Genomic DNA, 22,072 nt, shown 5'->3' with positions numbered 1-22,072 from the left:
TTTTTTCACTTCAGGGGTTATTGCAAAAAAGGATTAGTGATTCTTTCTTTGCCCAGCGTAGAACTGGGGCCGTGACCCGGTAAAAAGGTTACGTCGTCGCCAAGCGGCAGCAGCTTATTTTTAATAGCGTCGATCAAATCAGCATGGCTACCCTGAGGAAAATCGGTACGCCCTACGCCGCCGTTAAAAATAACGTCGCCTGAGATTAGCAGCCGGGAAGCCCGGTCAAAAAAGACAATATGGCCGGGCGTATGGCCAGGACAAAGCAGTACTTCCAGCGAGATATCGCCAACCCGCACTACTTCGCCCTCTTCCAGCCAGCGATCCGGCTCCAGCGGAGCGCACGGCGGAAAACCAAACATTTGGCTTTGCGTCGGCAGGCCCTGTAGCCAGAATTCATCCGCTTTGTGCGGGCCTACGATCGGCACGGCGTAAAAAGCGGCCAGTTCCGCCGCTGCGCCAACGTGATCCAGATGGCCGTGCGTCAGCAAAATCTGCGTAACAGTTACCCCTTTTTCCTCAACCTGCGCCCTGATTTTCTCCCCATCGCCGCCAGGATCCACTACGGCAGCCTGAAGCGTGACGGGACACCAGATTAGCGTGCAGTTTTGCGAAAAGGCCGTTACCGGAATAGTTTGATAATTCATAGCGCTCCATTAATCCGCACGGATTTTCTCTTACCAGTGCCTTGCCGGCCCGGTATCAATATGCACAAAGTTGCTTCTGGGATAGTATCCTACACCCCCAGCCTTCATGGAAAGCGCAGCTTTGCGTATATTATTGAGAGCAATACCCTCAATGTGAAAATCCATTGCCTGTCCCCGCGTATGGTAGCTGTGCTTTGCGACACCGCTACCGCGTTCGCGCAGCGAGTTGTTGGTAGCCAGCGTACGGTAGCCGGAAATCAGCTGAACGGGTTTACGGGTATCCAGCAGCGCCTGAAGCCGATACAGCTGATCGAAAAGATGCGGGTCAATGCTTTTAACCTGGTTGGCGCGATAATCACGGAAAAAATGGTTCAGACGCGTTAATTCATTTGCGTCATAGCTTTTACCATTAAAGAATTCAGTTTTAAGGCTTTCTCCGGTATGTAAATTATTTAACGTCAGCACGCGAGGACGTGAAGTGGAAAGCGATGCGAAAGCCTGGCCGGGGAGCAGCGACAGGCCTAATGCCGCGCCGCCCAGGGCCAGTAATTTACGGCGATGAGAGTCGAATTTATCCATCAATCTGTGTTACCTGGCTAAAATGGTCTGAAACGGTGGCAATGTTCACCGACCGGAACCATAACCGGGTAAAAATGTGCCGTCAACCAACGAAACGTGACGGGAACGGCAATTCAAAAAGAGAAGGCCGTACCCGCCACGCTGTTGTGCCGCCGGACTAAAGCGGAATGTTCGAAGAATCAATCACTAGAGCAATAATTGACCAGCCTTAGTCAACACCTGTGCACCGGAGCGAGCGGTCAGGTCATAATTGTAAATATCTGTTCGATACTGCGTGCGGCCATCGTCGGCGACCCAGGCAGTCAGATAATACAAATTAACGGGAATATGATGCCGTACCGGAATATAGCGGGTATCGCCCTGCTTCAGCGTGCTGGAGATCCGCTGGTCGTTCCAGCCTGCGTCCTGCAACAGCAAGCTGGCAAGGTCGGAAGCTTTATTGACCCTGACACAGCCTGAGCTAAGCGCCCTGATATCCTTCTGGAAAAGGTTATGGTTAGGCGTGTCGTGCAGATAGATAGCATCCGAACTTGGCATATTAAACTTATAGCGGCCCAGCGAATTGGTCGCGCCCGGTGCCTGGCGGATACGATACGGGAAGGAGGCCGCCGATATCATGCGCCAGTCAATCATCGAAGGATCGATAACTTCCGCATCGCTGCTCCAGCCTGAAAGCAGCGTGTAGTTATGCTTGTAGAGATAGCTCGGATCCTGCTTAACCTTAGGAATAATATCCTTACGTACCAGCGTCGTCGGCACGTTCCACGGCGGATTAAGCACTACATTGTTTAGCGCGCTGCGCATCAGCGGCGTTTTACGATCCGGACGTCCAACGATAACGCGGGAAGCAAGGATTTGATTGCCGTTCAGATAATACTTCAGGGAATAGTTGGCGATATTCACCATAATCCCGTTATGCATATCATCAGGTAGCAGCCTTAAGCGCTGAATATTCAGCGCCAGCAACGAGGCACGCAGCTGAGGAGAAACGTTCAGCCATTCACGTGTTCTTGGGCCGATAATGCCGTCCGCTTCCAGTCCCTGCCAGCGCTGAAATCGCTTTACGCCTTCCACTAAATCTTCTGAGTAAACATGAGTCGGGTTGGCAGGCACATCGTTTTGCACCTGGCCCGCTATTTCTGGCGTATTTGCCGCAGACTGCTGTTCAACCGGTGCGGCAGAAGGACTGACTGCCGCATCCTCATCGACAAAGGTAGCCGGTACTGAAGTAGTAACAGGCGCCACATCCTCGTTAGGTTTGGGCGTATCGCTGCCCGGCGTCAGCATATTAGTGCGCTGGAGTATTTCACGCAAAGCTGGGACATCGTCGCTCAGTTGCCCCGGCCGCAGGCTTTGCCGCGCGGTAAGCTGCGGCCAGGCACGGTTGTCGGTTAGCAGGCTTTTTAATGCCTGATGCATTGGCGTATATTGCGGATGCTGCGGCGCCAGCGAGTTAATAAAAATGAGCGTTGAACCCTTTTCTACCGCTCGCTGCCACTGATTAATTACCGATATGGCAGGCACGTCCAGCTTATAAGGCACGTTGTTATAGAGCCATGTTTCGCCTTTTACCGGCACAGTGGAAACAAATTGCAGATAGCCCAGCATAGCGTCAGAAAGCACAACGTCTCTTTCCAGCCCCTTTACCGCCGGGTCGGTCAGCATTTTTACCCATTGTGTAAACTGCGGCTGGACGCCGGAAATAGCGACTTCCGCCAGCTGCTGCTGGAACTGCTGCACGGCTTGCCGATCCTGCCACATCGGCTGCATATGCTGAGTGGCATAGAGCGACGCCAGCATTTTCAGGTAAAAGGGCCGATAGCCATTATCGAACAACAGCTGCAGCCTTGCCTGAGCCTGGGACGTGGATATAGCCGCCGTCATGGACGAATGCGGCGCAGCCACGGCCACAGGCATAGCCTGCACCAGCGCTAACGCCAGGCAGCAACCCGTACTGAATTTTGCGAAATAAGATCCTGTCAGCAACATCCCTTGCCTCCTCTGGTGGGTCTGAAAAGTCGAACCCTAATTAGTCATTGTTATAAGTATAGAAAAGAAAACGGCGCCAGGGTGTCGCCAGCGCCGTTTGAGAGAGTAATTCGGCGGCGTCAATTTTGCTATATCCGCTGCCGATTATTTTGTGCTATTCGCGTCAGGAAGAAAGTTGCTGTTCTACAGCTTCAACAGATGAATTAGCCGCGGCAACCGGTTCGGCGGCAAAACCGCGCAGGCCGACAACATGGACGTGTTCACTATTATTGATCACCTTACGCACCAGCTTATAGGTAGTGCCTTTTTCCGGACTGATGTTTTCCGGCGCGGCGATAATCAGCTGCATCTCCAGACGGTCGCAAAGCTCGAACAGCGTGGCAATGGATTTCGCATCCAGTCGCGCTGCTTCATCCAGGAACAGCAGCCGGCAAGGCGAGATATCCTTGCCGCGCAGACGACGGGACTCTTCTTCCCAGCTCTGCACCACCATCACCAGAATCGACATACCTGTACCGATCGCTTCGCCCGTTGATAGCGCCCCGCTTTCCGCACGCAGCCAGCCATCCGAACCACGGTTTACTTCCACTTCCATCGAGAGATAGTTGCGGTAGTCTAGCAGCTCTTCCCCGATGGTTTGCGGCGTACGCTGCCCCATATCTATCTGTGGATTCAGACGCTGGTAAAGTTTCGCCAGCGCTTCAGAGAAGGTCAGACGCTGGCTTTTAAACAGATCCTGATGCTGCTCGTGCTGCTCGGAAAGCACATCCAGCAGCGTGGCATGGGTTTCACGCACGTTAACGTTCAACCGCACGCTCTGTACCTGGCCAAAGCTGACGCTTTGCAGCCCCTGGTTTAGCTGGCGGATGCGGTTTTGCTCGCGCTGAATAGTTTTGCGGATGATGTTCGCCACGCTGCGCGAGCTGATAGCCAGCATCTGCTCGCGGGCGGTCAGCTCTTCGCTCAGGCGGCTAAGCTCGATTTCCATCTGCTCGATCGCCTCGACCGGATCGTCCGTCCGGATAATATCCTGGCGGATACGTTCGCGCAGGTGCTGGTAAACGGCGATAAAGAACTCAATCTTGCGCTCGGGCCTTTTCGGATCTTCCGACAGGCGCAGAATATCGCGCAGGTGTTCGTTATCAGCTACCGCCAGACGCAGCGCGCCAAGCGCCTTATCCGACATTGAGCGCAGCTCGTCGCCGCCCAGATAGGCCAGCTCACGGCGGTGCAATCGGCGTTCAACGCCATTGTCTTTCACCATACGCAGTACTGCTACCCAGCCAGCTTTAGCGCTGACGACCTGTTCGCGGCTCTGATGATAATCACGCTCAACGCGCTTGAGTTTTTTCTGTAGCGCGTCCATTTCCGCTTCGCAGAAGGTCAGCTGTTTTTCCAGCTGGTTGCGGCGGCTACGGTTATTGCTTAATGCGGCATAGAGCTCATCGCGGCGCAGGCGCGCGCGCTCTTCTGCACTGGCATCAGCCTGTACGCCAATAGCCTGCATCTCCTGCTGCAGCTCTTTCAGCATATCCCGCTTGGCATCATAGGAGCTTTTCAGCGAGGCAAGTACCTGCGTGTACTGAGTCAGCTGTGCCTGATGGTTTCTTAGCTGCTCGCGCGCCCGTGCTCGCTCGCCTTCCGCCTGCTCAAGGCGACGGCGCAGTTTTTCGTTCAGATCGCTGTTGCCATCGAGCATGCCGGCAGAATCGGCATAGTTAAAGTGCGCGCGACGCTGTACAACTTCTGTAATAGCGAACGCCTGCTGGCGGGCATCGCGTTGTGCCTGCTGTGCCTGCTGGTAATCCAGCTGAAGCTGCTCATGCTGTTCCGGATCGCTTTGCAGTACCGCTACCAGCGGCTCCAGCTTAGCCAGAGCGGCGCTGTGCTGTTGCAGGAAGCGCGCGGCATCCTGCGCCTCGTCCAGACGCTCCAGCAGCTCTTCGTGACGATCCTGTAGCGTTTCGTCCAGCAGCAGGCTAACGCGCGGCATCAGCCGGTTAAGCTGAGCCACGCCCTCTTTCGCCTGGTCAAACTGCTGCCGCTGCTGTTGGTTTTCGCTTTCGTGGCTGTTGATAGCCCGCTCCAGCTCGCCGCGACGGCTATTCAGCTGGCGGATTTCCGCTTCCGGATCGGACTCGAAGGCGACGCCCAGATGACCACCGATAAAGCGGCTGAAGGCCTGATGCAGGCGCTGCGTTTTCTGCACGTCGAAAGAAAGCGTGGCGTACCGCTCGGCCAGAGTTTCACGTTCGGCACGCAGCAACTCCAGCTGGTTTTCGCGAGCCGCACGGCCAAACAGCGGCACTTTAGGGAAGCGGGAATAGCGCCACTGGCGTTCGCCCGCTTTTACCACCACCGCTTTTTGCAGCTCTTCGACGTTAAAGACGCTGTCGTCAAAGGATTGCGGATCCCCTTCGATCAGATAGAGATCTTCCGGGCACTCTTCCAGCCCGTCCAACTGCTCGCGCACCAGCGACAGATCCGGTACCACGATCGCGTGGCGCGCCGGGCCATATAGCGCTGAGAAGTACGGCGCATCTTCAATAGTGACGTCGTCATAAATTTCTGAAAGCAGCACGCCGCCGAAACGTTCGGCCAGCTGGTTCAGCCGCGCATCTTCCGAGCCGCCTGGCTGGCTCAGACGCTCGATCTGATTTTCGACCTCGCGTTTGCGGCTGGCAACTTCATCACGTTCAACGGTGGTTTCGCGCTCGCGCTCCAGTAACCGCTGCATGTGCTCGGTAACCTGCTGGCCGTTTTCCAGCGCCTCGCCGGTCTGCTCGCGCAGCTGGGTCAGGATTTCCTGCGCGTTCAGCCACTGCGGCGCCTGGCGGGTCAGGCGCGCAATGCGTTCGCGTACCTGCTCCAGCTCCTGACGCATCGCCAGGCGGCGTTCGCCCGCTGCGGCGACGCTTTCCGAAAGCTGCTCAATGCGCGCCTCCAGCTCATACTGTAAAGCTTCCAGCTCTTCCGGCTCGTACTGCTGGCCGTGCTTTTTGCAGAACTCGTTCAGCAGCCGTTCGGCTTCCTGCTGTTCGCGCAGACGCTGCTCCATTTCCGCCAGACGCGAGCGCAGCGACTGTAGCTGTTCGGCGTGATAGCGCTGGTTAGCAGCATCGCGCAGCAGCTCGCGACCAGTTTGGTAAGCTTCGCTGCGGCTGACCGGCCCGGCGATGCGCGTGACCAGCTCGAAAGCCTGCTCAAACTGGCTATGGGCGGCCTGCGCCACGCTCATTTTTTGCTCCAGCATCAGCAGCCTTTCGGTGGCTTCCTGCTCTTTCGCCCGGAACGTCTCCTGCCACTCCTGAGCATTATCAATGGTCAGTTCGCGGATCTGGCAGATCTCTTGCGCTCGCTGCAGAGCCGCCAGCGCCTGCTGGTACTGGATGGCACGAGTTTGCTGAACGTCCAGCGCCTGCTGGTAGTCGGCCAGCTGGCTTTTCAGCTCGTCTACTTCCAGTTCGGCGGCTTCCGCCCTCGCTTCGTTTTCTTCCTGGGTGTCGCGGGCTTCGGCTACTACCTCGTTCTGCTCTTCCAGACGATAGGTCAGCTCATCGATATCGCCTTCGTAGCGCTCGATTTTTTCCTGCTGGCGCATAGCTGTCTGCACCAGATTCAGGTGGTCGCTGGCGCTCTGGTAGTCCGTTTCCAGATCGCTTTCCGCGCCGTTGTGCTCCGCCAGTTCGCGCGCCATTTCTACGTGGCGATACTGTTCGGCGGCCAGCTGTTTACGGCTGCCGAACAGCTCACTGCGCTGCTGCATAGCGCCGTCCAGATGGATGCGGCGTTCATTGGCGTGACGCATATAGTCGGCGGCCACATAGCTGGTCGCTTCAGAAATCAGATGTTTGAAAAGATCGCGGTCGGACTGGGTGACACGGATCGCTTCCAGCGTCATACGGTTCTCGCGTAGCGCTGCCTCCATATCCTGGAAAGCTTTGCGCACGCCGCTGTTTTCCGGCAACAGGTAGTCACGCAGCGAGCGCGTAATGGCGCTGGAGATACCGCCATACAGCGACGCCTCGATCAATCGATAATACTTGCTGCGATCGGCTGCTGAACGCAGGCGACGGGCCACTATACCCAGATCGAACATCAGCGAGTGGTATTCGGTAATGGAGTTGAACTGCTTAAACTGCACGCTCTCCATCGCCTCGAACTTTTCTTTCAGCTCGCTGAGCGGCAGAACGCGCGCCTGACGGGCATTCACCGTTTCGGTCAGGATCTCCGTCGGGTTAATCGAGGTCGGCAGGCCATGAATACTAAAGGGTTTGATATCCACTTTACGGTCACGACCGGCGATCTGCTGTAAACGGACGCCGACGATGACGCGCTGGTGCAGCGAGTTGACTACATCCAGTGCCGCATAGCAAACGCCCGGCTTAAGTTTGCCGTGCAGGCCTTTGTCACGCGAGCCGGAAGTAGCACCCGCCTCCGTGGTATTACGAAAATGCAATAACGTCAGATCGGGGATCAGCGCGGTAACGAAAGCGGCCATTGTGGTTGATTTTCCCGCGCCGTTGCCGCCAGAAAGCGTGGTGACCAGCTCATCCAGATCGAAGGTTCGGGCAAAGAAACCGTTCCAGTTAACCAGCGTCAGCGAGCGAAACTTTCCGCGTTCAATCATTCTTCTTCCTCCGCCTGATCGGCGCTGTTGCCGTTCTCTTCTTCGTTCTGCCGCGCCTGGCCGCTTTCCGTCAGCATCGCTTCGCCGTCTCTGATCATACGCAGCTGGGCTTCTCGTGCGTCATCCCCGCTGCGCACGTCCGCGCCGAAGCGGAACACTGACTCGCTGATGCGGAATTTGCTGCTGTCATGGCCCATAAACCACACCATGCCCAGACGGCGCAGGCGGTTCAGGGACGCACGCATTTTTTCCTGCAGCTTCTGGCGATCCAGATCCGAGCCGGTTGAGCGCTGGTTCACCAGCTTAAGGAGTTTGCTTTCATCGGCCAGCGCCAGCAGTTCATCGTACAGCTCCTGCTGGGTGAAAATCCCCTCGTTGGCCAGACGTTCCGGGCTAAGGTAGAGCCAGCAAAGGACTTTGCCTACCATCATGTCCAGTTCGGAAAGTACCGAGCGGGCGATCAGCGTGGTGGAACGCGGGCGCAAATAGAAAAAACCTTCCGGCGCGCGGATCAGCTCTACGTTGTAGCGCAGATAAAACTCTTCCAGATATTCCTGGTAATCCATCAGAAAAGCGTGATTGTCCAGCTCTTCGATGGCGATATGACGGCCCGCACGCAGCTGGCTGTCCAGCGCGGGAAACAGTGGATTAGCCAGCGCCTGCGCCAGCTTAACCGGCATCACTTGTTCAATATTTGTCGATGACATGCGCCTGTACCTTGGCTCCGTAATCATTAATGGCCTGCCACTCGGCGGGCAGACCGGAAAAATCAGCTTCGGCGACGCCTAAGCGCACGGCCTGATCCACCACTATCCTTGCCACGTCGAAATGACGCGCACGCGGGTATTGCGCCAGGTAGTCGCGCATTACCACGCCCAGGTTCAGCGGTTTCTGCTGGGCTTTATAAATCGCCAGCGCCTCTTCAATCATTGCCGCCAGCTGCTCGCGGATCTCGCTCAGCTCTTCGTACTCCAGCTCTGACGGCAGCTCGCCCATGACTTCTTCGTTACGTAGGGTCAGCTCTTCATCGCGCACGTCGAACAGGCGGTCGGCATTGGCATAGGTCAACGCCCAGGGCGTGTCAAAATAGGTTTGCATTGACTGACGCAGGCGCTGGGCGAAGACGCGGTTCTTGTCCATATCTATCGCGGTACGAATAAATTTATGGACGTGCCGGTCATAGCCGATCCAGAGATCTATTGCCTGCTGGCCCCAGCTGATAATGCGGTCGAGCTTGTTTTGCAGATCGAATACCAGCTTGTCGATAAAACCTAAATCCGGGCTGCCCAGTGTGGCATCCTGAATGCGCAGCAGATTCGCCTGCAGTTTATCGCCTGCAGCTTCCAGCGTGTCCTGTAATTCACGCAGCGTGCCGGAAGTTTCGTTCAGCAGCATTTCACAGCTTGAAATAGCGGCGCGCCAGTCTTTATTCAGCAGCTGGGCAATGTCGTCTTTTACCGCCTGCTGCTGCTCGTCCATGATGCGCTGGGTAATATCAATGCTGTCAAAAATTTCTGCGACGGAATATTTCAGCGGCGCGAATACGTTACGGTGCCAGTGAAAATCATCGCCGTCTTCATCTGCCGCGTCCGCTGCACGCTTCAGTTCGCTTGCCACTATAGAAAGCTGCATAGAGAGGCGCAGCGTAGAGAATTCGCGCTGGCGGATGTAGTAGTCGGTAATGCCGATAGCCAGCGGCGTGAGGCGATAGATGGCCTGGCCTTCGGCCTGTTCGCTGGTAAAACGGTTAAGTAAACGCTGGCGCACCATATCGTTGATGGCGTTGTTGGCGCGGACGCTGACGGTTTCACTGGTCTGTTCAAATCCTTCGCTGACGTGGCGAAAGGCGTCCGTGAGTTCGCCCTCGCTCATTTCGCCGTCCATGCGCTCCCCGTTAAGCGTGGCGATGGCCAGCAGAAAAGCCAGACGTTCGGTAGGCAACGAGACGGAAAAATCGTTTTTTCGCGCCCAGGCAACCAGCTCCGGTACTGTCTGGGAAAATTCACTCATGCTTCGTCCTTTGTGGGCTTACGCGCTGTTACGTGGATATAGCGACCCAAACTTAAAAATGGTTCCTGGCGGCAGAAGCGCTTTTCCAGCGCCAGGATCTCTTCGAATCTTTCTGTTTGCTTGTGCTTGTCTCGCATATAGTCATGGAAGACGCGTACGCCGGTTTTGCTCTCTACTTCAAAGCCAGCTTCTGCCAGCCAACGGTAAACCTGCTCCGGATCGCGCGGATAGTCCGGCGACAGCGTTTTACGCTTGCGCTTGCGTAGATCGGCCTGCATATAGCCGAAATTCCCCAGCACCAGCGTCTGCATCATCAGCCCGTTGAGGTTATAAAACATCAGCGACAGCACGCCGCCCGGCGCCAGCGTTTGGTAAAGCGCGGCCAGCACGGCTTCCGGTTCGGCAACCCACTCAAGCACAGCGTGAAACAATACCAGATCGACAGGCTGAACCAAATGCCGGCCAACCTCCTGCGCGCTGATTTGTCTGAATTTCATGTTGTCGCTCACACCTTTTTCTTCGGCATGAAGACGCGCGCGCTGCAGCATCTCTTCGGAGAGATCGCAGAGTAAAACCTGATGCCCAAGGCTGGCCAGCCCGCAGCCGGTTTGCCCTTCTCCGCCGCCCGCGTCAAGTACGCTAAGCGGCCGCTGCGGCAGCGTGGCGAGGATCGCTTCCAGCTCCTGCCAGACAATGGCCTGGCGAATGCGGCCTTTGGTGGTACCGTAAATATTTTGCGAAAACTTTTCCGCGATATCATCAAAGTTGCGATCCTGCATAAGCGGGCTCCGGGCTGGGCAAAAGGTGAATCCGGCGGCTATTTTGGCATACACTGAGGGAGAATGAACCTTTCCGTCACTGCTTCGCTTTCGGGTGGCGTTTTTTCGGACAAAAGGAAGCTGTTTTTATGCTTTTTACGCTTAAAAAAGCGATTGGCGGCCTGCTGCTGCCCCTGCCGCTGCTGCTGTTAATCATGGCGAGCGGCCTTTTCCTGCTCTGGTTCAGCCGCTGGCAGAAAACCGGGAAAATTATACTCTCTTCCGCCTGGCTTATCTTGTTATTGATCAGCCTTCAGCCGGTCGCCGACAGTCTGCTCGCGCCTGTGGAAAACCGTTACGCTACCTGGCAGGACAAACAAAAAGCGGATTATATAGTGGTGCTTGGCGGCGGCTATACCTGGAACCCGCAATGGGCGCCGGGATCGAATATGATCGGCAACAGTTTGCCAAGGCTGGTGGAAGGGATTCGCTTATGGCGCGAAAACCCGGGATCGAAAATGATCTTTACCGGCGGAGCGGCGCAGAATAACCCGGTGAGTTCAGCGGAGGTCACGGCCAGAGTGGCTCAGTCGTTGGGCGTGCCGCGCGAGGAGATTATCACACTGGATAAGCCGCGCGACACCAGCCAGGAGGCGGTTGAGGTAGCTAAGGTGGTCGGCAGCCGCCCTTTTTTACTGGTGACTTCCGCTTCGCATCTGCCGCGCGCCATGATTTTCTTTCAGCAGCAGGGACTGCATCCGCTGCCTGCGCCAGCTAATCAGCTGGCGATAGCTTCGCCGCTCAACATTTGGGAAAAGGTTATGCCTTCTTCTCTCTGGCTGGGACACAGTGAACGCGCTATCTATGAGTCGCTGGGCCGGCTCTGGCAAAAAATTACCGCGCCCTCACTCGAGCCAGGGCAGCAGTGAATTTTTAGCCAGATCGAAGCGGGCGCGATTAAACTGGCCCCTGTGAATAAGCCGATCCGCTTCTTCCCACAGCATATAGAGCCAGCGCCGGGCGATAAACCCTTCGGCCACCGGCGCACGCTGCAGGTAGCGGAACAGCAGCCCTTCTGCAGCGCCTTCTTCGCACAGCCGGAACAGCTCATATTCCCGTGGCGCCCAAAGCACTCTGCCAGGATTAATCATCGACAGCAGCTGATCGCTCCAGGCTTCTTTCAGCATGTTGCTGAGCGAAAGGTTGCCGTGCACCAGCACACAGGGATCGTCGAAATCGGTAAACAGCGCACAAAGGTTCTGACGGCAACGGAAAAGAAAGCGATGATCCTCCATCGTCAGCGCCTCCGGGCGCATATAACCCAGCGTGGACCACAGGACTTCGACGCGCTGTTTATACCAGGCTGGCCATTTGTTCTCCTGGGTGCTGTCTACCGTGCCTACCAGCCCGTGGCTGTCAATGCGGTGCCACGCCAGCAGCGCGGCGACAATTTGCTCCTGCAGCTGCTGCCAACGGGCTGGCGTGCGGGTTGGCGCCTCTACCGAGACGCCGCCCATTCTTTCCAGCAGCAAAATTTCATGCTGCGGCGGCAGCTGGCTGACGATTAGCCCGTATACCGTCGGCATGCGCACCGTGCTTTCGCGGGCCAGCATCGATAGTTTGTAGGCTTCCTGCGAGGCGATGCCTTTGCTGTTGAAGTATTTTGCCACCAGCGGCAGAGAGTGACCTTTACCGTCATAAAGCGAGTAAAGACTGGCGTAAGGCTGCTCGCTGATGCATTCGAGACGGCTTAGCGTCTCACCGAGTACTATGGAAAGTTCTGAACGAAGTTGTTCCATCTGCTGCTCCTGATTACAAGCGAACCGGATTGCTATCTTGGACCTGGTTAAAGCAACAAGCAGAGAAACAGGGCCGTTACCGGCCCCGAAAAAGTTTACTGCATGGCCGCCCGTACGCGCGCCAGATCTTCAGGCGTATCTACGCCTGCGCCGGGAACGGTTTGCGCCACGTCTACGTGGATTTTTTCACCGTACCACAGCACTCGCAGCTGCTCCAGCAGCTCAATTTGCTCCAGCGGGCTGGGCTGCCAGCTGACGTAACGGCGGATAAAGCCCGCACGATAGCCATAAATACCGATATGTCGCAGGAAGTTATCGCCGATCTGCTCTTGCGAAACGGCAAAACGTTCGCGATCCCAGGGAATGGTCGCCCGTGAAAAATAGAGCGCGTAGCCTTGCGCATCTCTGACAACCTTTACTGCATTGGGGTTGAACGCTTCTTCGGCGGAGTCAATTGGCACCGCCAGCGTCGCCATTCCCGCGCTGCTTTTCGCTAAATTATCCGCGACCTGACGAATAATTACCGGCGGGATCATCGGCTCATCACCCTGAACATTGACGATAACTGCATCGTCCGGGAACTGATATTTCTCAATCACTTCCGCCAGCCGTTCCGTGCCCGACTGGTGATCGGGACGGGTCATACAAACTTCGCCGCCCGCTGCTTCAACCGCTCTGGCAACTTCATCGTTATCCGTAGCTACGATAACGCGCTCGGCGCCCGATTCCCGCGCGCGTTCCATTACGTGCACGATCATCGGTTTGCCATGGATATCAACCAACGGTTTGCCTGGCAACCGCGTGGAGGCATAGCGCGCCGGAATGATAGCGATAAAACTCATGAAGTCTCTTCCAGAGTCAGCGAACGCGCTTCGGTTTCCAGCAGCACCGGGATACCGTCACGTACCGGATAAGCCAGGCCGTCAGGTTTGCAGATAAGTTCCTGCATATCTTTATTGTAATACAGCTTGCCGTGACAAACCGGGCAAGCAACGATTTCGAGTAAGCGATGATCCATGGTATCTCCCTGGGGATCCGGTCAGACAGAATGTTAGAATATCATAGCTCGCGGTTGAGCAGTTAACCTCTGTGCCGCCCTAAAGCAGCCATTTTTCCGGCCAGGCGGCGGCTAATTCCGCAGGCAGCTTCAGTAGCTGAACCGCCTGCGCTTCCTGCCAGCGGGCAAAGCGGCTAATTGCCTGACGCAGATCCCGCAACAGGCCAGCATTGACCTTTACGCCTGGCTCCAGCCAGAGCTGTTTAATCAGCAATGTCTTCTCTTTGCGCAACATTTTGGCGTCCAGTCGCCCTTTCAGTTCGCCACGGTGCAGGATCGGCAAAACAAAGTAACCGTACTGTCGTTTCGCTTCCGGCGTGTAGCACTCCAGACGATAGGCAAAATTGAACAGTTCCAGCGCTCGTTTGCGATGCCAGACCACAGGATCGAAAGGCGACAGCAATGTGGTATGCGTTGCCCGGGTTTTCTCCTCCAGCATCGCTAATTGTGAGCGATGCAGATAGCATTTCCCCAGCGTTTCAACCTCTACCGCCACGGCTTCGCCTGTCTCCAGCCATTCGGCAGTCTGTTCTTTTACTGGCGCTCGCCGGAGGCGATAATAATCTGCAAGCCAGTCGGGGCGAAACACGCCCAGGCTCCGCGCGCTGTTGCTTAACATACGCTTCACCGCCTCTTCTTCTCCGAGCGCATGTAAAGCATCGCCCCATTCAGGCAAAACGCGCTGGCGCAGATCGTAACTTCGCTGAAAATTATGGCGCCCGACAATCATTAATTCGCCAGCGGTAAATAAGTTTTCCAGATGGCGCTTATGCGGCTTCCACGCCCACCAGCCGGAAGGCTGGCCTTTCGGCGCGGTAAAATCCGCTGACCTTACCGGCCCATGTTCTTTGATATGCGCCAGTAGCTGTGTTACTTCATCCTGCCGGGTTGACGCCCATTCGCCGTTGTACTTCCATCCCATATTCTCTGGTTTTAGCATACGGTGCCGCAGTAATGGGTAATCTTCAGCAGGGATAAAACAGGCTTCATGCGCCCAATACTCGAATAATTTACCCGTTTCCAGCGCCTGATTAAGCCAGCCCTGCGGATAGTCGCCAAGGCGGCTGAACAGCACCAGATAAGGACTGCGGGCAACTACATGGATAGTGTCAATTTGCAGCAGCGACATTTGCCGCACGCTATTAATGACATCGGGAAACTGCGCCTCACGCTGTGGCGGGTGCAGTAACCCCTGCGCAGCAAGGTGAATATGACGAGCCTGGGTCAGCGAAAGAGAAAAAGTAGGCATAATGCACCTCTGTTGAAAGGTGCATTCAGTGTAGCGGGTTAAGAGTGCGATTTAAGCGCAAGAATGCGATTCAGTAACGCTTTTTCCTGTTCTGGCGGGAGTTCCGCATCTACTGGCAGATACCACCAGTTGGCCGCAGCGAACCGTTTGGCTTTAACCGCATCCTTTTCAGTCATCAGTAGAATTTGGTCTTTGCCTGTCAGCGCGGTTAGCTGCGCTTCGCTGTAGTCCTGATGATCTGCAAAAGGCACTTCTTTAACCGGCGCAACACCATGCTGACGCAGCGTTGAGAAAAAGCGTGGTGGATGACCGATACCCGCCATCGCCACGACATTAGCAAGCGCAGACAGAGGCTGTGCCTCGCCGGTACGCAGATTAATAGCCTGGCCTGGCATCAGCCGCATGGCGATTTCATTATCCTGCGCCTGGCCGCCGTTGGTAATAACGGCGTCCACGCTTTTCAGACGTGAAGCCCTTTCACGCATCGGGCCTGCCGGCAGCCACCAGCCGTTACCGAAACGACGCTGGCCATCAACCACCACGATTTCGAAATCCCTTGCCAGCGCATAATGCTGCAGCCCGTCATCGGTGATGATGATATCGATATCGCCCTTTGCCAGCAGCGCCTGCACCGCCTCTTTACGTTTTGGCGAAACGGCCACCGCCGCGCCGGTGCGCTGATAGATCAGCACCGGTTCGTCACCTGCTTCGCCGGTGGTTGTGGTCGAGTCCAGCACCAGCGGATAAACCTTCGCTTTACCGCCGTATCCTCTGGAAACTACGCCAGGCCGTAAACCGCGCTGCTGCAAGGCCTGTACCAGCCAGATGGCGACAGGGGTTTTGCCATTGCCGCCCGCCGTGAGGTTGCCCACCACGACAACCGGCACCGGCGCACGCCAGGCTTTACGCCAACCCAGCCGATAGCAGAGCCGAAGCAGCGAGCTAATCAGGCCGTACAACCAGCTGAGCGGCAGCAGCAACCGCCACAGGCCGCTGTCGCCGCTCCAGATGCGTTCAATCATTGACCAAACTGCATCTTGTGCAGCTGGGCATAGGCGCCTTTATGCTCTAACAGCTCGGTATGGCTGCCGCGCTCGACGATATGACCATCCTCAACCACCACGATTTCATCCGCTTTTTCGATAGTTGAAAGGCGATGGGCGATCACCAGCGAGGTACGATTCTTTTGCAGCTCATCCAGCGCTGACTGAATAGCGCGCTCCGACTCGGTATCCAGCGCGGAGGTAGCCTCATCCAGAATAAGGATTGGACAGTCGCGCAGCAGAGCACGAGCGATAGCAATACGCTGGCGCTGGCCGCCTGAAAGCAGCACGCCGTTTTCGCCGATCACCGTATCCAGGCCATTGTCCATCTTGCTGATAAAGTCCATGGCGTGTGCCATAGTCGCCGCTCTTTCAATATCTTCGCGGCTGTACTGCTCATGGCGCGCATAGGCGATATTGTTGGCTACGGTATCGTTGAACAGGTGCACATTCTGCGATACCAGCGCAACCTGATTACGTAGCGAGCTCAAGGTGTACTCGCGCAGGTCGTGACCATCCATCAAGATTTCGCCCTGCTGGATATCGTAAAAGCGCGTCATCAGGCTGGCGATAGTGGATTTGCCGGAGCCGGAACGACCTACCAGCGCCACGGTTTTGCCTTCCGGAATCGACAGATTGATATTATGCAGCGCAGGCGTTTCGCGCCCCGGATAGGTGAAGGTGACATTACGGAATTCGACATCGCCGCGTGCGCGTTCAATTACTCGCGTGCCGGTATCAACCTCTTGCTCACTATCAAGGATAGAAAACAGCGTCTGACAGGCAGCCATACCACGCTGGAACTGCGCATTGACGTTGGTCAGCGATTTCAGCGGGCGCATTAAACCAAACATTGAGGTAAATACGACGGTAATTGTCCCCGGTGACAGCGTGGACATCACGCTCGGGAAACTGGCGGCGTAAAGAACAAAAGCCAGCGCCAGTGAAGCAATAAGCTGAATAATAGGATCGGATACGGAGGAGGCGGACACCAGCTTCATTCCCTGCTGACGCATCCGGTTACTGACGTGATCAAAACGCTGGGTTTCGATTTTCTGTCCACCAAAGATCAGCACTTCTTTATGCCCTTTCAGCATCTGCTCAGCGCTGGTCGTTACCTGTCCCATCGTATTTTGCATGGTTTTGCTGATATTACGAAAGCGTTTTGATACGGTGCGAATAGCAAAAGAAACCACCGGCGCCAGCAAAATCAGGATCAGCGACAGCTGCCAGCTGTAGTAAAACATCATAATAAACAGGCCGATAATGGATGCGCCTTCACGCACCACCGTTACCAGCGCGCTGGAAGATGAGGAGGCGACCTGTTCGGAATCATAGGTAATACGCGACAGCAGCGTGCCGGTAGATTGCTGATCGAAGAAAGCGACCGGCATGCCCATCATATGGCTGAACAGGCGACGACGCATCGACATCACTACATTGCCGGACACCCAGGAGATGCAATAGCTGGAGATATAGCTTGATACGCCGCGTACCAGCATTAAGCCGATTACGGCCAGCGGCATCCAGAGCAGTACAGAGGAATCGGCTTTGCCAAAGCCATCGTCCAGCAGCGGCTTCAGCAAGGACATCATTAGTACATCGCCCGCGGCGTTAATGATGAGCGCGACAGAGGAGACGGCCAGTCCTGCTTTGAATGGTTTGATCATCGGCCAGAGGCGTTGAAAAGTCTGCCAGGTGGAGAGATCTTTGTCCTGATGCATTAGTTAACCAGCTTCCAGTTGAAATAGCCGCTCATTCTAACTGGAATAACGTGTTACGCCAAACCACTGATGATACCAGCGGGGCATTATTTGCGCTCTTAATCTTAAAACGCGCCAGTTTTCCCTGGAAAATTCTACGCGGATTTGCCCGTCGACGGCAGTGTCATACCACCTGTAACCGTTCTCTAAGTAGCGAACAACAATCTTTTTCGCCGGCAGTTTCCATGCGCTGTAACGAGCGGCGGAGGCCAGCGCGGCGCGCCCCGCTGCCCTCCTCAATAAGGGTGGCGATGAGGAGGTTCCACTGCCGTGGTGAGGAACCTGTAGCACATCCGCGTGCAGGTTTTCGCCATAGTGTTTGACCAGACGCAGCTCCGCTGGCGCTTCGATATCGCCCGTCAGCAGCACACGCCATTTACCGTCCGTCACCATGATTACGCAAGATTGGTTATTGCCGCTTTCTTTCTGCGGCTGTTCCGGCCACAGCGGGGTAAAGGCCAGGCTTTGCCAGCGCCAGCTTTCGCCCCGATGGCAAGGCGAATGGCCGGACCAGCCCAGGCCGCTGTGCACCGCCGCCGCAGGAAACGCAGCCTGCAGGCTTGCCAGACCGCCGGTATGATCAAGATGGCCGTGACTTAAAATAATGCGCTGTACAGTTAACCCCTGCCAGCGAAGCCAGGGCAGGATCTGGCTCTGTGCGGCATCGCCGCCAGCCCATTTGTTGCCCGTATCGTAGACAACAGCTTTTCCCTGCTGTGAAACCACCACGGCTAAACCGTGCCCAATATCCAGCATATCTACGCGCCAGTCTGGTTGCCTGACGTTAAGCCGCCAGCACAGCAGCGCCGCCAACAGTGAAAGCAAAGTAAGAGGCGAGCTTCTCCACCAATGAAAACGCCAGACCGCCACCAGTAGCAGGCAGAGCGGGCTAAGCCACAATGCCTGTTGGCTCAGGCTTACCCAGCCATCCGGCAGCCGGATTAAGGGAAAAAAGACCAGCGCCAGCGAACGATCGGCGCACCACCACAGCAACTGGCTTAACGGCGCGCAGAAAAGCGATAAGATGGCGCCCAAAATAAGCGGCACCGTAAGTAGCGTTACCAGCGGCACCGCCCACAGGTTAGCCACCAGCGAGCTCAGACTTACGCCGTGAAAAATAAATAGCTGTAGCGGCATCAGCAGTAAAAAAAGACCTGCCTGCAGATGCAGCAACTGCAAAGGCAGCCAGCGCTTTTTACCGACAAAACGTGCCGGAAGCGGCAGCCAGTGATACCAGAGAAGCAGCCCTCCCACCGCTACCGCCGACAGCCACAGGCTTTCTGAGAGCACGCTTAAGGGATCGAAAAAAAGAATAGCGCCGATACAAAGCCGCCAGACCTGCCCGCCGGTACAGTTTCGCCCTGTCAGGCGAAGCAGGCTCCAGCTAAGTAAGGCTATGATTGCCCGCAAAGCCGGAGGATTGCCGCCGGAGAGCCAGCAGTAAAGCAACGCCAATAGCATGCCGCTTGCCAGCGGAAAGCGGTAGCCTATCCATTCAGCCCGAAAAAAACCTTGTAACGCCCGGGCTACCAGCCATCCTACCGTTGCCGCCAGACCTATGTGCATACCGGAGATCGCCATCAGATGTGCCGTTCCGGTTTCTCTTAACAGATTTTTTATCCCGCTGCTTAATTCGCTGCGTTCGCCAAACGCCAGCGCCAGCATAACGGCATGCCAGGGAAAACCAGCAAAGCTTTGCTGGCTTTTCTGCACGATTTTTTCACGCCAGCTACAGTTGCCGTCGATAGCCTGCAACGCTGTCGCCCTTCCAGTTAGCGGCGTACTGTTAGCCAGCGCAAAGCGTTGCGCGTCGAATCCGCCCTCGTTCAGGCGGGCATGCACAGGGCGGAGTTTCAGCATCATTCGCCAGCGCTGACCCGGACATAAAGTCTGCTTCAGTCCCTGGGAATTAAGCAGCGCATAAACGGGCGGAAAAAGGGTTTTTCCCTCTGCGCTGACAATTCTGATTTTAAGCCGCTGCTGCTGCGTCTGTAGCTGTTCTATTTGCGCTATGGCTTCTACAGGCCTGGCCGAGAGGAAAGTTGTTTGCTTCAGTAACTCACGAGCTGGTATCACCGCCCAGACAAAAAGCAGCAAAACAATAGCGACTTCTCTTAACCAAAACCGTTGCGTCGTCAACAAGAGCGCGGCAAGGGTAATAATCAGAAAGTCTATATATGTGCCGGGTAAAGCGGGCAACCAACATAGCGGTAGCGTTGCGACGATTATCCATAGTGACAGTCGGCTAAGGCTATAGGGCATTAGTTTACTCCCGGTAGAAGATACCCGGAAGCCTAAGCCGTTTTGCCTGGCGATACAGCTGGCGCGGTATATTTTCCAGAGCGGTCACGCAAAGAGTTTATATCGCTTACAGCAGGTTGCGGATTTATGCGAGGTGGCTTTGAATTTTTGCGGAAATTGGCGCAGCGGTAAGAAAATAAAGATAAAAAAAACGACACCGAAGTGTCGTTTTATTGCGGGGTAATGCGAAGCCTTAGCCGTAAATATTTGCGCGATCGCGTAGCTCTTTACCAGGTTTGAAGTGTGGAACGTATTTACCTTCCAGTTCAACCTTGTCGCCCGTTTTCGGGTTACGTCCGGTACGAGGCGCGCGATAGTGCAAAGAAAAACTGCCGAAGCCCCGGATTTCGATGCGTTCGCCCTGGGCCAGCGTAGTGGCCATGTGCTCCAGCATCTCTTTTACCGCATCCTCAACGACTTTCGCCGGAATATGAGAGTGCTGGCCAGCAAGTCTTTCAATCAGTTCTGACTTGGTCATAAATCCTCCGGTTAATCCCTGTTGGAAAAAGCTTTGGCAATAACGGCAGGTTCAGGGCAGCTTACGCCGCCCTGATGCAAGCGCAATTACTCGCCTTTAGCTGCTTTGAACGCTTCAGCCATTGCGTTAGAGAAGTTGCCGTCTTCCTGTTTGGTGTTAACAGTGTTGATAGCTTCTTTCTCGTCAGCCTGGTCTTTAGCACGAACAGACAGGCTAACTACGCGGTTTTTGCGATCTACGCCAGTGAACTTAGCTTCAACGTCGTCGCCAACGTTCAGAACCAGAGTAGCGTCTTCTACACGGTCGATTGAAGCTTCAGAAGCGCGCAGGTAACCCTCAACGCCGTCTGCCAGTTCAACTGTAGCACCTTTAGCGTCAACTGCAGTTACTTTACCGTTAACAATGGCACCTTTCTTGTTCAGAGAGATGTAGTTGTTGAACGGATCTTCTGCCAGCTGCTTAACGCCCAGGGAGATACGCTCGCGCTCTGCGTCAACCTGCAGAACCACGGCTGCGATTTCGTCGCCTTTCTTGTATTCACGTACTGCTTCTTCTCCGGTAGCGTTCCAGGAGATGTCAGACAGGTGAACCAGGCCGTCGATACCGCCGTCCAGGCCGATGAAGATACCGAAGTCAGTGATTGACTTGATTTTACCTTCAACGCGGTCGCCCTTGTTGTGGGTTTCTGCGAACTGCTGCCATGGGTTAGATTTGCACTGCTTCAGACCCAGGGAGATACGACGACGTTCTTCGTCGATGTCCAGAACCATAACTTCAACAACATCGCCAACGTTAACAACTTTAGACGGATGAATGTTTTTGTTGGTCCAGTCCATTTCGGAAACGTGCACCAGGCCTTCAACGCCTTCTTCGATTTCAACGAAGCAGCCGTAGTCGGTCAGGTTGGTTACACGACCAGTCAGGCGGGTGCCTTCCGGGTAACGCTTAGCGATTGCGACCCATGGATCTTCGCCCAGCTGCTTCAGACCCAGGGAAACACGGGTACGCTCGCGGTCGAATTTCAGCACTTTAACAGTGATTTCGTCGCCAACATTGACGATTTCGCTTGGATGCTTAACGCGCTTCCAGGCCATGTCAGTGATGTGCAGCAGGCCGTCAACGCCGCCCAGATCAACGAAGGCGCCGTAGTCAGTGAGGTTCTTAACGATACCTTTAACTTCCATGCCTTCCTGCAGGTTTTCCAGCAGCTGATCGCGCTCTGCGCTGTTTTCGGATTCGATAACCGCACGACGTGAAACCACCACGTTGTTACGCTTCTGGTCCAGCTTGATTACTTTGAATTCAAGCTCTTTGCCTTCCAGGTGCAGCGTGTCGCGCACTGGGCGCACATCTACCAGAGAACCTGGCAGGAACGCACGAATACCGTTCAGCTCAACTGTGAAGCCACCTTTAACTTTGCCGTTGATAACACCGGTAACAGTTTCAGCATCTTCGTAAGCTTTTTCCAGCGTGATCCAGGCTTCGTGACGCTTAGCTTTCTCACGGGACAGCAGGGTTTCACCGAAGCCGTCTTCTACTGCGTCCAGCGCAACGTCAACTTCGTCGCCAACCTGGATTTCCAGTTCGCCGGCTGCGTTCTTGAACTGCTCTGCAGGGATCGCAGACTCAGATTTCAGACCCGCATCAACCAGAACTACGTCTTTGTCGATAGAGACAACAACGCCACGAACGATGGAACCCGGGCGGGTTTCGATTTCTTTCAGGGATTCTTCAAATAGTTGAGCAAAAGATTCAGTCATATTGATAAT

17 protein-coding genes are annotated in these 22,072 nt (G+C 55.4%); 1 reads left to right on the top strand and 16 read right to left on the bottom strand.

What is annotated here, in order from left to right:
* Positions 1 to 17 precede the first annotated feature (17 nt).
* From ACETPC_RS11435 to cmoM, 7 genes are all read right to left on the bottom strand, one after another.
* Positions 18 to 647, bottom strand: a complete 630-nt coding sequence (locus ACETPC_RS11435; RefSeq protein ID WP_380181454.1) for an MBL fold metallo-hydrolase — start codon at positions 645 to 647, stop codon at positions 18 to 20.
* 30 nt (positions 648 to 677) lie between these two features.
* Complete coding sequence (locus ACETPC_RS11430; protein ID WP_380181452.1) at positions 678 to 1,226, bottom strand: DUF882 domain-containing protein; 549 nt, start codon at positions 1,224 to 1,226, stop codon at positions 678 to 680.
* 186 nt (positions 1,227 to 1,412) lie between these two features.
* Entirely contained in the window at positions 1,413 to 3,215 is a 1,803-nt protein-coding gene (ldtD, locus tag ACETPC_RS11425; RefSeq protein ID WP_380181450.1) for a L,D-transpeptidase, read from the bottom strand.
* 163 nt (positions 3,216 to 3,378) lie between these two features.
* Complete coding sequence (mukB, locus tag ACETPC_RS11420) at positions 3,379 to 7,845, bottom strand: chromosome partition protein MukB (RefSeq protein ID WP_380181448.1); 4,467 nt, start codon at positions 7,843 to 7,845, stop codon at positions 3,379 to 3,381.
* Positions 7,842 to 8,552 carry a chromosome partition protein MukE gene (gene mukE / locus ACETPC_RS11415; protein WP_380181446.1) on the bottom strand — a complete coding sequence of 237 codons (711 nt, stop codon included), beginning with the start codon at positions 8,550 to 8,552 and terminating at the stop codon, positions 7,842 to 7,844. The genes mukB and mukE overlap by 4 nt, the downstream gene beginning before the upstream one ends.
* On the bottom strand, positions 8,533 to 9,855 hold the full coding sequence (mukF, locus tag ACETPC_RS11410; protein WP_380181444.1) for a chromosome partition protein MukF: 1,323 nt from the start codon (positions 9,853 to 9,855) through the stop codon (positions 8,533 to 8,535). Before mukF ends, mukE begins: the two co-directional genes overlap by 20 nt.
* Positions 9,852 to 10,634 carry a tRNA uridine 5-oxyacetic acid(34) methyltransferase CmoM gene (cmoM, locus tag ACETPC_RS11405; RefSeq protein WP_380181442.1) on the bottom strand — a complete coding sequence of 261 codons (783 nt, stop codon included), beginning with the start codon at positions 10,632 to 10,634 and terminating at the stop codon, positions 9,852 to 9,854. Before cmoM ends, mukF begins: the two co-directional genes overlap by 4 nt.
* A 128-nt stretch (positions 10,635 to 10,762) precedes the next feature.
* Between cmoM and elyC the strand changes: the two genes are divergently transcribed.
* Complete coding sequence (gene elyC / locus ACETPC_RS11400; RefSeq protein ID WP_380181440.1) at positions 10,763 to 11,542, top strand: envelope biogenesis factor ElyC; 780 nt, start codon at positions 10,763 to 10,765, stop codon at positions 11,540 to 11,542.
* Here the strand turns inward: elyC and ACETPC_RS11395 are convergent.
* The 9 genes from ACETPC_RS11395 to rpsA form a co-directional block, all read right to left on the bottom strand.
* The gene (locus ACETPC_RS11395; RefSeq protein WP_380181439.1) at positions 11,519 to 12,412 is read right to left on the bottom strand and encodes a YcbJ family phosphotransferase; all 894 of its coding nucleotides are present in this window, start codon (positions 12,410 to 12,412) and stop codon (positions 11,519 to 11,521) included. The genes elyC and ACETPC_RS11395 overlap by 24 nt on opposite strands.
* Before the next feature lie 95 nt (positions 12,413 to 12,507).
* Positions 12,508 to 13,254 (bottom strand): 3-deoxy-manno-octulosonate cytidylyltransferase, encoded by a 747-nt coding sequence (gene kdsB / locus ACETPC_RS11390; protein ID WP_380181437.1) that lies wholly within the window; start codon positions 13,252 to 13,254, stop codon positions 12,508 to 12,510.
* Positions 13,251 to 13,430 (bottom strand): Trm112 family protein, encoded by a 180-nt coding sequence (locus ACETPC_RS11385; protein ID WP_380181435.1) that lies wholly within the window; start codon positions 13,428 to 13,430, stop codon positions 13,251 to 13,253. Before ACETPC_RS11385 ends, kdsB begins: the two co-directional genes overlap by 4 nt.
* A 79-nt stretch (positions 13,431 to 13,509) precedes the next feature.
* Complete coding sequence (locus tag ACETPC_RS11380; protein ID WP_380181433.1) at positions 13,510 to 14,718, bottom strand: winged helix-turn-helix domain-containing protein; 1,209 nt, start codon at positions 14,716 to 14,718, stop codon at positions 13,510 to 13,512.
* Between the two features lie 38 nt (positions 14,719 to 14,756).
* The gene (gene lpxK, locus ACETPC_RS11375; protein ID WP_380181431.1) at positions 14,757 to 15,740 is read right to left on the bottom strand and encodes a tetraacyldisaccharide 4'-kinase; all 984 of its coding nucleotides are present in this window, start codon (positions 15,738 to 15,740) and stop codon (positions 14,757 to 14,759) included.
* Positions 15,737 to 17,485: a lipid A ABC transporter ATP-binding protein/permease MsbA gene (gene msbA / locus ACETPC_RS11370; protein WP_380181429.1), complete on the bottom strand. Its 1,749-nt coding sequence runs from the start codon at positions 17,483 to 17,485 to the stop codon at positions 15,737 to 15,739. Before msbA ends, lpxK begins: the two co-directional genes overlap by 4 nt.
* 36 nt (positions 17,486 to 17,521) lie before the next feature.
* Positions 17,522 to 19,786, bottom strand: a complete 2,265-nt coding sequence (locus ACETPC_RS11365; protein WP_380181427.1) for a ComEC family protein — start codon at positions 19,784 to 19,786, stop codon at positions 17,522 to 17,524.
* 232 nt (positions 19,787 to 20,018) lie between these two features.
* Entirely contained in the window at positions 20,019 to 20,303 is a 285-nt protein-coding gene (gene ihfB / locus ACETPC_RS11360; protein WP_013201528.1) for an integration host factor subunit beta, read from the bottom strand.
* Between the two features lie 86 nt (positions 20,304 to 20,389).
* Positions 20,390 to 22,063 (bottom strand): 30S ribosomal protein S1, encoded by a 1,674-nt coding sequence (gene rpsA / locus ACETPC_RS11355; protein WP_380181425.1) that lies wholly within the window; start codon positions 22,061 to 22,063, stop codon positions 20,390 to 20,392.
* Positions 22,064 to 22,072: the final 9 nt, after the last annotated feature.

Source organism: Pantoea sp. sgz302252, assembly GCF_042610525.1.
Classification (GTDB): domain Bacteria; phylum Pseudomonadota; class Gammaproteobacteria; order Enterobacterales; family Enterobacteriaceae; genus Erwinia.
Note: the sequence above shows the minus strand (reverse complement) of the source record. Positions and strands in the feature narration are given on the sequence as shown.